Source organism: Heyndrickxia sp. FSL K6-6286 (assembly GCF_038630395.1).
GTDB lineage: Bacteria > Bacillota > Bacilli > Bacillales > Bacillaceae_C > Heyndrickxia > Heyndrickxia oleronia.
Genome location: NZ_CP152029.1, coordinates 4,055,730 through 4,069,419 on the forward strand (window position 1 = coordinate 4,055,730; position 13,690 = coordinate 4,069,419).

The 13,690-nt window shown below is 39.2% G+C and carries 13 protein-coding genes; 5 read left to right on the top strand and 8 right to left on the bottom strand.

The window, feature by feature from the left end; genetic code table 11:
- Window positions 1-173: 173 nt before the first annotated feature.
- From MHI39_RS20480 to fabL, 4 genes are all read right to left on the bottom strand, one after another.
- Complete coding sequence (locus MHI39_RS20480; RefSeq protein ID WP_058005661.1) at window positions 174-704, bottom strand: DUF402 domain-containing protein; 531 nt, start codon at window positions 702-704, stop codon at window positions 174-176.
- 262 nt (window positions 705-966) lie between these two features.
- A complete protein-coding gene (locus tag MHI39_RS20485; RefSeq protein WP_342540081.1) occupies window positions 967-1,233 on the bottom strand; it encodes a YgaB family protein in 267 nt (88 codons plus the stop codon).
- A 159-nt stretch (window positions 1,234-1,392) separates the two neighbouring features.
- Entirely contained in the window at window positions 1,393-1,599 is a 207-nt protein-coding gene (locus MHI39_RS20490) for a gamma-type small acid-soluble spore protein (RefSeq protein ID WP_342540082.1), read from the bottom strand.
- Window positions 1,600-1,690: 91 nt separating this feature from the next.
- Window positions 1,691-2,440 (bottom strand): enoyl-[acyl-carrier-protein] reductase FabL, encoded by a 750-nt coding sequence (fabL, locus tag MHI39_RS20495; protein WP_058005664.1) that lies wholly within the window; start codon window positions 2,438-2,440, stop codon window positions 1,691-1,693.
- Window positions 2,441-2,578: 138 nt separating this feature from the next.
- Here fabL and MHI39_RS20500 point away from each other — a divergent pair, with 138 nt between their 5' ends.
- Window positions 2,579-2,848 carry a hypothetical protein gene (locus MHI39_RS20500; protein ID WP_342540083.1) on the top strand — a complete coding sequence of 90 codons (270 nt, stop codon included), beginning with the start codon at window positions 2,579-2,581 and terminating at the stop codon, window positions 2,846-2,848.
- Here MHI39_RS20500 and MHI39_RS20505 read toward each other — a convergent pair.
- Complete coding sequence (locus tag MHI39_RS20505) at window positions 2,754-3,659, bottom strand: LysR family transcriptional regulator (protein WP_071975365.1); 906 nt, start codon at window positions 3,657-3,659, stop codon at window positions 2,754-2,756. The two genes, MHI39_RS20500 and MHI39_RS20505, sit on opposite strands and share 95 nt — an antisense overlap.
- Window positions 3,660-3,786: 127 nt before the next feature.
- Here MHI39_RS20505 and gltB point away from each other — a divergent pair, with 127 nt between their 5' ends.
- Together gltB and MHI39_RS20515 are read left to right on the top strand one after the other, a co-directional pair.
- The gene (gene gltB / locus MHI39_RS20510; RefSeq protein WP_342540084.1) at window positions 3,787-8,316 is read left to right on the top strand and encodes a glutamate synthase large subunit; all 4,530 of its coding nucleotides are present in this window, start codon (window positions 3,787-3,789) and stop codon (window positions 8,314-8,316) included.
- A gap of 36 nt (window positions 8,317-8,352) precedes the next feature.
- Window positions 8,353-9,801 carry a glutamate synthase subunit beta gene (locus MHI39_RS20515; protein WP_342540085.1) on the top strand — a complete coding sequence of 483 codons (1,449 nt, stop codon included), beginning with the start codon at window positions 8,353-8,355 and terminating at the stop codon, window positions 9,799-9,801.
- An 11-nt stretch (window positions 9,802-9,812) separates the two neighbouring features.
- On the opposite strand, the gene mutY is transcribed toward MHI39_RS20515, so the two are convergent.
- Window positions 9,813-10,904 carry an A/G-specific adenine glycosylase gene (gene mutY / locus MHI39_RS20520; protein ID WP_342540086.1) on the bottom strand — a complete coding sequence of 364 codons (1,092 nt, stop codon included), beginning with the start codon at window positions 10,902-10,904 and terminating at the stop codon, window positions 9,813-9,815.
- 319 nt (window positions 10,905-11,223) lie between these two features.
- Between mutY and MHI39_RS20525 the strand changes: the two genes are divergently transcribed.
- Both MHI39_RS20525 and MHI39_RS20530 read left to right on the top strand, forming a co-directional pair.
- On the top strand, window positions 11,224-12,207 hold the full coding sequence (locus MHI39_RS20525; protein ID WP_342540087.1) for a metal-dependent hydrolase: 984 nt from the start codon (window positions 11,224-11,226) through the stop codon (window positions 12,205-12,207).
- A 115-nt stretch (window positions 12,208-12,322) separates the two neighbouring features.
- On the top strand, window positions 12,323-12,487 hold the full coding sequence (locus MHI39_RS20530) for a small, acid-soluble spore protein K (RefSeq protein WP_173720017.1): 165 nt from the start codon (window positions 12,323-12,325) through the stop codon (window positions 12,485-12,487).
- Between the two features lie 55 nt (window positions 12,488-12,542).
- Here the strand turns inward: MHI39_RS20530 and MHI39_RS20535 are convergent, their stop codons facing one another.
- Both MHI39_RS20535 and recX read right to left on the bottom strand, forming a co-directional pair.
- Window positions 12,543-12,866 (bottom strand): YfhH family protein, encoded by a 324-nt coding sequence (locus MHI39_RS20535; RefSeq protein WP_058005671.1) that lies wholly within the window; start codon window positions 12,864-12,866, stop codon window positions 12,543-12,545.
- Between the two features lie 18 nt (window positions 12,867-12,884).
- Window positions 12,885-13,679 (bottom strand): recombination regulator RecX, encoded by a 795-nt coding sequence (gene recX, locus MHI39_RS20540; RefSeq protein WP_216386086.1) that lies wholly within the window; start codon window positions 13,677-13,679, stop codon window positions 12,885-12,887.
- Between the last annotated feature and the right edge of the window lie 11 nt (window positions 13,680-13,690).

Consider the following 13,690-nt stretch of genomic DNA (forward strand, 5'->3'; position numbering starts at 1 on the left):
ACCTTTTCTTTATTTGAAACGACGTTTAGGGGTCTGACCCCCACTCGCCCCCCGCTCACCTTATTATCTGCTGCCGGTTCACGAAAAAAACCTGTGGCTTGTAACTACCAACAGGTAACTAATCGATTTTATTAAATTAAAATAAATGATTTGCAATTAGTAGCTAGATGATTTCATCTACGGTAGGTTAGATAGCGTTCGTACCAAATATCAATAAAATCGGGTGCAAATGGGCCTTTTCTTTGGCGTATCCATCTTACCAAGTTGTCCACATTTCGCTTTAAAATATGGTCAATGACATCAGGATATCCCATTTGTTTCCGATGGTATTCATACTCATCTTCATCTAAAAGCGTATAAGTCATATCAGGAAAGACTTTAATATCTAGATCATAATCGATGTATTTTAACGCCTCTTTATCATACACAAATGGTGAACCTAGGTTACAGTAATAGTATATTCCATCCTCTCGAATCATTCCAATAATATTAAACCAATGATCCGAATGAAAATAGCAAATAGCTGGTTCACGGGTAATCCATGTGCGACCATCCGATTCCGTTACAATAGTCCGATCATTCCCACCAATCACAAGGGACTTCGATCCTTTTAATACTGTCGTCTCTTCCCATATTCGATGTATGTATCCGTTATGTTTATAGCTATGTATTTGTATCGTATCACCTTCAATGGGAATGCCCATACCTTTTCTCCCTACTTTCTTTATAAAATTTGTATCCGTTCAAATAAATCAAAGTATCTGTTTTCTGTCTAATTCCTAAAAATCCCTTATTAATATTCTATTATTATAACGTTTTTTAAGAAAATTTAAAACAAAAGACTCTTATATGTATCGCATTTATCATCGATAAAATTATGTCGGTTTTTTTAGGATTCAGCTAGTTCTGATGAGTTAAGCAGATAACTATTGGTTAAAACTACAACAATAGAAAAAACCCCTACCTTCAGGTAAGAGCCTCTTCTGGGGCTTCTTTCAAGCCTTGATATTTTCGAATCACCTCATCTGTTTGTGATTCAAATATTTTATGAATTTCATTCAGCTCTTTTTTCATCTCATTAATTTCCTTTTTTATTTGATCCACTTTCGTTTCTTCCTGAAGCTTGCTTAGTTCCTGTTCAATTTCCTGACAGCGTTCAATTTCATTTTGAAGGTATAGCAATTGTTCCATCGTTTTCATTTGGTCTTGTATTAGTTCATTAAATTCCTTCATTCACAGATACCTTCCTTCCCTTCTCTCTAAACTATTTATTTCTTTTTTTATGTAAAAATTCCTTTGACTAGTTCTGTCATAATCCCTATCGTTTTGTCGAATGGCACATAAAGTTAAAAAGGACATCCCCGAGTTAGGATGCCCTTTTCATTACTTTATTTATTGTTGGCCAAAATTTCCAGCATTTTGTGATTTACGAGATTCAGCTTGTTGGTTTTGTTTTCTTACTTGTTGTGCATCTGTTTCACTTCCGAACTCAGTACCGAATTGACCTTGTCCAGCAGCGCCTTTTGCAGATTGAGCGTTTTGTTGTCTAACTTGGCTAGCGTTTGTACCAGAAGTTGTTTTGTTTGTTTGGTTTGCCATTGTTATCACCTCCACGCTCATTAATGTAACCAAACGTGGAGGGAGTTATGCTCATTTTTTCGAGAAAAATTTTTAAAAAAAGTCGAATAAATTATACGAGTAATGAACGACCGCCATCAACAATGATCGTTTGTCCTCTAATCATAAACGAATCATCGGAAACTAAAAATTTCACTACTTTTACCATATCATCGATTTCAACCATTCGTCCTGCCGGAGTATTTAAACGCGCATCTTCAAGCAATTCTGCACGATTTGGAAAATGCTTTAATGCTTCAGTGTCAATCGCCCCACCTGAAACAGCATTCACAACGATGTTTTTCGCTGCAAGTTCCACAGATAAATATCTTGTTAAAGCTTCAACCGCTGCTTTTGATACCCCTACGGTCGTGTAATTCTCTAAATAACGAATCGATCCAAGAGAGCTTAAGCTAACGATTTTTCCTCCGCCATTTTCCTCCATTAGCTTGGCAGCTTCCTGTGCACAGAATAATAATGCCTTGCTATTAATATTCATTGTCCAATCCCAATGTGACTCTTCAAGCTCCATCGCTGGGCGCAGTACACCTGAAGCGGCATTGTTAATAAACACATCAAGACGTCCAAAGGTTTCACGAATTTCTTCAAACATCTTTTTAATTTTCGCAACATCCCCAACATTGGCTTTCACTAGCAATGCCTTTCTGCCTAACTTTTCAACTTCCTCTACGGTTTCAAGTGCAGCAGATTTACTGCGTGCATAATTGATGACAATATCATATCCTTCTTTTGCAAGGGCAATCGCGATCGCTTTCCCAACTCCACGACTACTCCCTGTAACTAATGCCACTTTATTCGTCATATTTGAATCACCTTTCTTTAGTTCACTTGGTGTCTTATGAAGACACGTCCACTTTCTTTAATATTGTATAGATAAAATGAATAACAAACAATGATTGTATCATCCTATAGATAATATCTCTTTTAGGAGGAAGGTAAAATGACCGTTATTCGCGATATGACCGAGTTATCCATGATGTCGATCACCGACTGGAATAATTCCGAAGTTGAACATTTTCATCATTCCTTTCAGCAAATTCTTCCTTATTTAAATGCTGAAGGTCAAACCATCTATAAAGAAATCATTGAGGAAATCGAAAGACGTCAAAAGCCAATTATAATTGAAAACGATACAGTCGATCATAAAAGGATTTTAAAAATCCATAGAGGAGCTTTTCCGAAGGGGCAAGCTCTCTTTTTTTGGGGGTGATAACGCCTACCGATCGAATAAAAGAAGGATCTTCGATTTCGACAGTGCGAACATCCTTTGGCAAATTGTAAGAGAAAGCAAGCTCTGGCAATATCCCAATTCCTAATCCTGCAGAAACAAGTCCCTTTATCGTATCCATATCTTCGCCTTCAAAGGCAATAATCGGTTCAAATCCCGCCTGATTGCATGCCTTATCGATCGTCCGCCGAATCGATGAATCCGATCGAAAGGTAACAAATCGTTCTCCTGCCAATTGGCCAATCCGAACAATCGGTTCCGAGCATAAATAATGATTTTCTGGCAGCAGCAGCAACAGCTTCTCCGTAAAAAAAGTATCTCCCTTTACAATTGGGTGATCAGTCACCACTGGAGCAATGAACGCAATATCAATGTCTCCCTTTTCAATTTTCTGCATTAAATATTTCTTCGTCCCTTGAAGTAATTGAAAATGTAAATTCGGATGCTCCTCTCTAAACTGAGTAAAAACCCTTGTAAAGGTATGCACGGACAAGCTGGAGGAAAACCCTAGATGAATCACTCCCTTTTCAGGATTTAAAAACTCTTCCACTCTTTCTTTCGCTTTATCCATTTCAATCACAATTCTCTCGGCATGCTCCAAAAACACCTTCCCCATATGTGTTAATTTCACATTGCGACCTTCTCTTTCAAACAGGGGGGTGCCCAATTCACTTTCAAGTAATGCGATCTGACGACTAATGGCAGACTGAGCAACATGGAGATTTTCTGCCGCTCTCGTTACATGCTCCCGCTTAGCCACTTCTATAAAATAAATGATTTGGCGTAATTCCATCCATTTCCCCACCAATCTAATTTTGAGATAAATATGTTCTTAATAATATATTGTAAAGATCGAATGAATTAAAGTAAAATTTTTTATTATCAAACTATTTAGATATAGTAACGGAAGGATGTAGACTATGATGAGACAAAATGAAAAACATCACGGTGGACTATATCGCCAGGATTTTGAACATGATTCTTGTGGTATAGGTTTTTATGCAGATATTCAAGGGCGCCCCTCTCACGATATCGTCTCTTCAGCACTTCTTATGCTCCAAAGACTTGATCACCGCGCTGGTAAAAGCAGTGATAACCTAACAAGCGATGGTGCAGGAATTCTTTTGCAAATTCCTGATCAATTTTTCAAGGAAGTCTGCCCATTTACTCTCCCTCAAAAAGGTGAATACGCAGTCGGAATGCTATTCTTACCTACAAATAAAAAGATCCAAGAGCAAATCATTGAAGCATTCAAACACGAGGCCTCAACGTTAAACCTTTCCTTTATTGGAGAACGTGAAGTTCCTGTATCTCCAGACATTCTAGGTGAAGTCGCAAAATCAACTCAACCTGTGATCAAACAATTATTTATTAAAAAAGCGAATACCATGAGTGAAAAAGCGTTTTTATATCAGCTGTATCTATTAAGAAGAACAATGGAAAAGAAATTTGCAGATCAATTATATTTTTCCAGTCTTTCAAACCAAACCATTGTTTATAAAGGATTACTTTCAGCCGAACAATTAACTTCATTTTATACTGACCTTACGAATCACGCTTTTACATCAGCATTAGCCCTAGTTCACTCGCGCTTCAGTACAAATACGTTCCCAAGCTGGGAGCGTGCCCACCCGAATCGGATGATCGCACATAATGGAGAAATTAATACGATTAAAGGAAACAAAAACTGGTTTAACGCTAAAATGACTGGACATCCTGAAGTCGCACCAATCATTCAAGAAAACGGCAGTGACTCTGCGATGTTCGACAATGCTTTAGAGTTTTTATTATTAAATGGATGGTCCCTCCCCCATGCAATCATGATGATGGTTCCTGAACCATGGGAGCTAGATGATGAGATGCCAGCGGAGCTTAAAGCATTTTACGAATATCATAGCTTATTAATGGAGCCGTGGGATGGACCAATGGCACTAGGCTTTTCGAACGGAAAACAAATAGGTGCCGTTTTAGATCGAAATGGATTACGTCCAGGGCGATACTATATTACAGGTGATGATCGGATTATCTTTGCATCAGAGGTTGGTGTCATCGATATAGAAGATGACAATATTAAGGAAAAGCGTCATTTGAAGCCAGGAGAATTACTATTTATCGATACCGAAAAAGGAAAGCTACTAAAAAGCGATGAATTAAAAACCTTCATAAGTAAAGAAAAACCGTATCAAAGATATATCAATCAACAGGTCATTCCGTTAAAAAATAAGGGAAATAAACTACCAGCATCGTCAAAATTTGAACCGAGTGAAGCGATTTTTCTGCAAAAAATGTTTGGCTATACGTACGAGGAAGTGATGAAAATGCTTCTACCTATGTCTAATGATGCGAAGGAGCCTACAGGTTCAATGGGGATTGATACACCACTGGCTGTATTATCAGAGAGACCGATGCTATTGTTTCACTATTTCAAGCAAAGCTTCTCCCAAGTAACCAATCCGCCGATTGATGCACTAAGAGAAGAATGTGTGATTTCAACCGTCACTTGGCTTGGACCCCAGATCGATTTATTGGATCAAAGTCTTTCAGACGAAAAACATCTGAAACTAGAGCATCCTTTTATCGATCCTGCATCGTTTATAGCATTAAAGCATTCATCACTGCAATCTAAAGAAATTCTAATAAATTTTACCCAAAGCAGTGGATTAGAAGAAGCATTGAATCGTATATGCACAGAAGCATTATCCGCGATTAATGAAGGGTGCAAGCTGATTATTCTCACGGATCGTCCGTCTAATCAAGACCAAGTGCCGCTTCCATCCTTGCTTGCTACCTCTTGTCTCCATCATTATTTAATCAGTAAAGGAGTAAGAACAAAGGCGAGCATCATCATTGATTCCGGAGAACCGAGAGATCCACATCATATGGCTGCCCTGATTGGATACGGAGCAGATGCTATCCATCCCTATCTCGCTTATGAAACGATTAAACAATTAGTGAGTGAAAAGCATATTCCGCTTCCTTTAAAGCAAGCATGGCAAAATTATATCCAAGCATTGAAAAATGGTGTCATTAAAATCATGTCTAAAGTCGGAATCTCATCGATACAGAGTTATCGTGGAGCGCAAACCTTTGAGGCACTTGGCATCTCGGAAGAGGTTATTTCTAAATATTTCAGTGGAACGGTTTCATCCATTAGTGGGATTGGTCTAACAGAAATCTCACAGGAATCCATGAAGCGTCATGCAAATGCCGTTTTTGAAATGACTTCTCATGACCATACACTTGACTCTGGTAGCGAATTACAGTGGAGAAGCGAGGGTGAGCATCACCAATTTAATCCTCTTAGTATTCACACATTGCAGCGTGCGGCAAGGATGAATGATAAAAATACGTATAAGAAATTTGTTGCTATGCATGAAAAAAGTCCATTTACTACGATTCGCAGCTTACTTGAAATAAAAAGTGATCGAGGCAGGATTCCAATCGAAGAAGTCGAGCCTATTGAAACAATCTTCAAACGCTTTAAAACAGGTGCGATGTCCTATGGCTCATTAAGCAAGGAAGCACATGAAGCGCTAGCAATTGCCATGAATCGAATTGGCGGAAAAAGCAATAGTGGTGAAGGTGGCGAAGAGCTGGAACGCTCCTTCATCGAACAAAATGGTGATTTTAAAAGAAGTGCCATCAAGCAGGTCGCCTCAGGAAGATTCGGGGTCACTAGCTATTATTTAACCCAAGCAGAGGAAATCCAAATTAAGATGGCCCAAGGGGCAAAACCAGGTGAAGGCGGACAATTACCAGGGACAAAGGTGTATCCATGGATTGCTGAAGTAAGAGGCTCTACTCCAGGAGTCGGCTTGATTTCCCCTCCTCCCCATCATGATATTTATTCGATTGAGGATCTTGCACAGCTTATTTATGATTTAAAAAGTGCCAATCCTCATGCAAAAATCAGTGTTAAATTAGTGGCTAAAGCGGGTGTTGGAACGATAGCTGCCGGTGTAGCTAAAGGGCTTGCAGATACGATCTTGATTAGTGGCCATGACGGAGGAACAGGTGCCTCTCCGAAAACAAGCATTAAACATGCGGGTATTCCTTGGGAAATCGGTCTTGCGGAAACACACCAAACCCTCCTTCTAAATGGTTTACGTGACCGAGTAACCCTCGAAACAGATGGAAAGCTAATGACTGGAAAAGATGTCGTTATCGCTGCATGCTTAGGTGCGGAAGAATACGGCTTTGCGACAGCTCCTTTAGTCGTTCTCGGATGCTTAATGATGCGGGCCTGTCATTTAGATACATGTCCAGTTGGTATTGCAACACAAAATCCAAAGCTACGGGAAAAATTCATGGGAAATCCCGACCATATTGTCAATTACCTGACGTTTATTGCGGAAGAAATTCGTGAAATTTTAGCTGAATGTGGCTATCGAAGCTTAACGGAAATCGTCGGACAAACGCAGCTCCTCCAGCCTAAACAAGAGGTCCAAGAGCATTGGAAAGCAAAACATATCAACTTAGATAAGCTTTTACATCAAAATCAGCAAGATTCTCATACATGTACAACTGCACAAAATCATGAACTTGAAAAAAGAATGGATCAGCACACCCTTCTGCCACTTCTACAGCCATATATAGAAAAGCAGCAGCCGGTTCATTTCCACTTTGATATTAAAAATACCGATCGGGCAGTTGGAACACTACTAGGACATTATGTGACGAAGCTTTGGGGAAATTCTGGATTACCTCCCCATACTCTCCAGCTATCCTTTAACGGTTCAGCAGGGCAAAGCTTTGGTGCTTTTATTCCAAAAGGAGTGTCCCTAACCCTTGAAGGGGATGCCAATGATTATGTCGGCAAAGGACTTTCTGGCGGTTCGATCGTCATTAAACCAACTAGCACGTGGAAGGCAGCAGGCGACCAAGCGATTATCGGTAACACGGCATTTTTTGGCGCCACCTCAGGAGAAGCTTATATTAATGGAACAGCAGGACAAAGATTTTGCGTTCGCAATAGTGGGGTGCATGCGGTCGTTGAGGGTGTCGGTGATCACGGCTGTGAATATATGACAGGCGGAAAGGTTGTCATCCTTGGAAGCATTGGAAAAAACTTTGGCGCAGGGATGTCAGGTGGAAGCGCCTATATTTTCTCAGAATCTCAGTCAGCCGTTATGAAACATATGAATTTCGAAATGATTAATATAGAGTCCATTCAATCAAATGAAGAGTTCATTGAGTTGTATCGTATGATCCAAAAGCATTATCAATTAACCGGAAGTCAAAAAGCAAAAATTATCCTAAAGCAATGGGATAAGCTCCGTCATCAATTTATTAAGGTGATTCCAAATGAATACAAAAAAATGATCGATTTAATCCATCATTTAAAACAAAAAGGAATGCCTGATAATGAAGCAAGTCTCACCGCCTTCAATCTAAAAAAAGACGGAAAAACCATCACAGCAGATCATCCGACAATGGGCGTCTCTCTATAAGAATGACAACAGAACGTGATAAAGGAGTGAAGGAAAATGAGTCAATCAACAGAATTTATCGATATCAAGAGAAGGAATGCGAAGGAACGCCCTCCAGTTGAACGGGTCAATGACTGGAGCGAATATCAGCAGCCCTTCACTGAGAAAAAGCTAAAACAACAAGCATCCCGTTGTATGGACTGTGGGACTCCTTTTTGTCAGATGGGGACCATTCTTTCAACAGGTACGAGTGGATGTCCATTATATAATCTTATTCCTGAATGGAATATGCTCGTTCATCAAGGAAAATGGTATGAGGCCTATCAACGCTTAGCCAAAACCAATAACTTTCCTGAATTTACTGCTCGTGCCTGCCCAGCTCCCTGTGAAGGATCTTGTACGGCAGGAGTCCCTAGTGAACCTGTAACCATCAAAAGTATTGAAAAAGCAATTATTGATCGGGCCTTTTTAGAAGGTTGGGTGAAGCCTCGGAAGCCGTTAAGAAAAACAGGACATAAAATCGCGGTCATCGGTTCTGGTCCGGCGGGACTGACGGCTGCCGATGATCTCAACCAATTAGGGCATTCAGTTACTGTTTTTGAACGGGAAGATCGATTTGGCGGTCTTCTCATGTATGGTATTCCAAATATGAAAATTGATAAAAAATATGTTGAAAGAAGAATTGAGCTCTTAAAGCAGGAAGGAATTGAATTTCGAGCCAATATACATGTTGGTATCGATCTGTCTATCGAGGAATTAGAGCAAAATTTTGACACGGTTCTCCTCTGTATCGGCGCTGAACAACCTCGCGAATTGCCGATTGAAGGTAGACAGTTAAAAGGAATCTACCATGCGATGGATTACTTAACTACCAGCACTAAGCATTATTTAGATCCAGATGTTGCTTGTGATATGACAGCCGAAGGAAAAAAGGTGATTGTCATCGGTGGTGGTGATACAGGGGCTGACTGTGTAGCAACAGCGATCAGACAAGGCTGTAAAAGTGTGGTGCAATTTGGCAAGCATGGTCAGTTACCATTAGAAAGACAACCAGGTAATCCTTGGCCAGAAAACCCTGCGATCTTTTCCCTTGATTATGCATATGAAGAAGCTTTAACGATATTTGGTGAAGATCCACGTCAATATTTTATCCAAACGCAATCCTTTGTCGGAAATGACAAAGATGAGGTGATTGGACTACGTACGGTTTCCTTCCAGCCAAATACTGCATTAGATCAAACGGATAATTTTTGGGATGCCGATCTAGTCCTGATTGCGATTGGGTTTGAAGGCGTAAAAGAGGATATTTTCCCAACCATTCAACGATCACAAAAACGAATCGCCACAGTAACAAATAGCTTTCAAACCTCTCAAGATGGGGTATTTGCAGCTGGTGATGCGCGAAGAGGACAAAGCTTAATCGTTTGGGCCATTCAAGAAGGAAAAAAAGCAGCCATCGAAATCGATCGCTACTTAGCTTCAAAGGAAATAAAACAGACGGTTTGATACCATCTGTTTTATGCCCTAACCATCTCCTGATACGCCTTCCACATTTTTTGATGGGATACCGGGAAGGCATATTGAGTTAATTCTTCTTTTGTCACAAGCTTTAAGTCCTCTTTCTGTTCTACTTGTCCAAGGATTTCCCCTGAGTATACGTCAATATTCCATGTTAAATGGGAAAAAACATGTGGAATGGTAGTCAATGTTTCTTTTTCCAATTGGATATCCACTTGGAAATCCTTTTTCAAGAAATCATGAAGGACATCTTTCGGTTTGACTAGCTGACTTTTTTCTACATTTGGAAACTCCCATAAATTTGCTAGTAGCCCTTCACTTGGCCGTTTATGGATGAGATACTTCCCTTCCTGATCCTTTAGCACCGCAGCAATTAGTTCAATATGCTTCATGCTTTTTTTCTTCGTTTTCACTGGCAATTCATTTTGAACTCCTTCTTCAAAAGCTAGGCAATGCTCTCTTACTGGACAAAGGAGACACGCCGGGGAGGTAGGAGTACAAATCAATGCACCTAATTCCATCAAGGCTTGATTGAAATAAGATGGATTGTCATGTGAAATGAGCTCGCGAACGGCTTGTTCAAACACCTTTCTTGAAGAAGCCTTTGCGATATCATCCCAAATCGTTAGAATTCTTGAGAATACTCGCATGACATTCCCATCGACAGCAGGCTCGGGAACACCATAGGCAATACTTAAAATAGCACCTGCAGTATAAGGGCCAACCCCTTTTAATGACTTGATTTCCTCAGGTGTATTCGGTACTTTACTATTATAATTTTCCTTGACTTCTCTCACAGCTGCTTGCAAATTTCTAACCCGGGAATAGTATCCTAAACCTTCCCAAGCCTTTAACACACTTTCTTCATCAGCATCTGCGAGCGCTTCTATGGTTGGAAATTTCTCAATAAAACGATTAAAATAGGGTATAACAGTATCCACTCTTGTTTGCTGTAGCATAATTTCCGAAACCCAGACTTTATAAGGATCTTGATCCTTCCTCCAAGGGAGGTCACGCTGCTCTTCCTTATACCAATTTAATAAATCATTTTGGAATTCTTGCTTATTTATCTTTTCAATCGTACTTACCATATAGTCCTCCAGCAATCTATCGTAAAGGTTATCACCATGAACATGTAAGAGCTTCATAACAACCTCTAATAAAATTATGTTATTTCCCCTTCTTATGGGGAAAAGTAATAGGAAATAATGACTTCCGTGTAAAATCCGAAACAATAAAAACGGAATATTAAGATTCGATTACAAATTGCTTACTTCACGGAATGTCCATTGCAAATCACACCTTTTTACCATATCATGTTTTAACAATAATTCATACGCTGATACATTTACTTTCTGCAGTACAAATTTTGGATAATGATTTGCCAACCTTTTAAGGGGGAAGTTAGTTTTGGATACAGGTACACATCTTGTTATGGGGTTTGCACTGGGTGGATTAGCCACTCTGGACCCAGTTGTAACCGAGAACACTCTTAATTCACATAGTATCCTTTTTGCCACAATTATAGGATCACAAATTCCTGACATCGATACATTTTTAAAATTTCGCAATAATGCTGTTTACATTCGCAATCATCGCGGGGCAACCCATTCGATACCAGCTATCATTTTGTGGTCCTTGCTCATAACGATTTGTGGAAGTTTTATCTTTCAAGGAGCCAATTTATTTCATCTGTGGCTCTGGGCGTTTCTAGCCGTTTTTCTCCATGTATTTGTTGATATTTTCAATGCATACGGAACACAAGCCCTGCGACCGTTTTCCTCCAAATGGGTTGCATTAGGCATCATCAATACCTTTGATCCTTTCATTTTTATTATTCATGTCATTGGATTGATTATTTGGGCGTTCGGAGCAAATCCTGGGATCACCTTCATCGTTGTTTACAGCATCATTATTATCTATTATTTAACGAGATTTGCTGAGCAATGGTTAGTTAAAAAAGCCGTATTAAAGCTCATCCCGGATGCTGAAAAAATCATCATCGCCCCCACTATGAGATTTTTTAAATGGAGAATCGTTGTTAGCACAAAAGATCAATTTTTTGTCGGAAGTGCATATAAACATGAGGTTACGATACTAGATGAATTTGATCGTATACCTATCCCTGAAAATAACATCATCGACCAAGCAAAAAAAGACAAAAACATCTCAGCCTTTTTATCCTTTTCCCCGATTTATCGTTGGGTCATTAAGGAGCTAAATACCGGCTACGAAGTACAATTTATTGATTTGCGCTACCGAAGTAAAGGACATTACCCATTTGTTGCCATCGTGCAAATGAAGGATGATCTGGACATTACGGGTTCCTATACTGGCTGGATCTATAGTAAAGAAAAGCTGAGAAAGAAATTAGATATAGCCACAAGAACTTGATAGGAAGTGGATGAACCTTCTAGTTATAATGGTTTAATGAAGGAAAATAATAATGGATAGGGCTGTCTATAAGTTTTTACATCCCTTTTTATAAAACCTTCGAAGGGGGATTACCATAATGAGAAATAAAGCAAAAGGCTTTCCTTATGGAAATGATAATAAATTTGAAGGTGAACCAAGAGCAAAAGCAGAATTTGCTTCCACACGTGCAGATGGATCCATCAACACGCACCCACAGGAAAGAATGAAGGCATCAAGTAGAAGAGATAGCGACGTCTAATACCATGTAAAACACAAAAGGTCAGCTCCTTTATCGTAAAGAGCTGACCTTTAAATTATTTTAGTTTCTTTAAAACAGATATCGGAAGTGCCTCTTCTTCCTTTTGGCCAGCTAAGCGATAGCCCCATGCAAAAACACCGTTAATATAATCGATTTTGAAGTAGCTTCCTGGATCTCCTTCTATTTCATAGAGTTCTCCCGGAATAAAGTCTTTAGGATTCAATAAATAGGCTTTGGCCATTACGATCTTTCTTTCTAAAACGGCATATTCATTTACAATACCAAGCTGCTCTGCCTTCCTGGCCTTTTCGGTTAATAAAGATATTTCCTGTCTTAATTCATACTCTGTCATTTGACTGTATCTTTTTTCTTGCTCCATGAGTTGTTTCCCACCTATTCACTTTTCATATTCATTGATAAATCGGTCGATTAATTCGATTGAAAATCCTTTTCGATATAAGGTCTGTTTCATTTTTTGCTCATATTCATAGCCACTATACTTTTGGAATTTCCGATGGGCCTTCATTCCTTGCTCAATGATCGCATGCCATTCCTGATCCTCATCCTTTTCGATCGTTACCTCATTCATGGCCATTTGGATCATTTCTCCCGAAAAACCTTTTCTCAGTAAATTCTGTTCAATTTTTTGCTTTAAACTTCTCTCGGAAAGCTTCTGGTTCTGCTTGATTGTTTTTTCAATCAGTGCTGTCGCATGGGAAAGCTGAGCATCCATTGGATATTCCTTCATCGCTATGTCAATATTCGTTTCAGAAATCCCTTTCTCCTTTAACTCCCGTTTTAAAACACTTGGCCCTTTTTTCGTTGTATTGACTTGTGTTCGAACAAAGGCAATAGCAAACTCTACATCATTTATATATTTCAATTGATATAATTTATGGATAACCTCTTGAATCGCAGGTTCAGGATATTCTTTTTGCTTTAAATAATCCCTAACTTCCCTTTCAGAACGCATGCGAAAGGAAAGATAATGTATGGCACTATTAACACCCTTACGGATCTCATCCTCATAGTTGATTTCAGTAATATCTAATTCAGATAGTTCCTTCCCCTTCATTAACTGAAATCGTGCTAATACTTCTTCATCCACACTAAAGGAGTAGTTCCCATCAAGAAAGATATTATACCGTTCAACATTATTCTTTTGTACGGATATTTTCGTAATAATTGGCATAGAAAGCATCC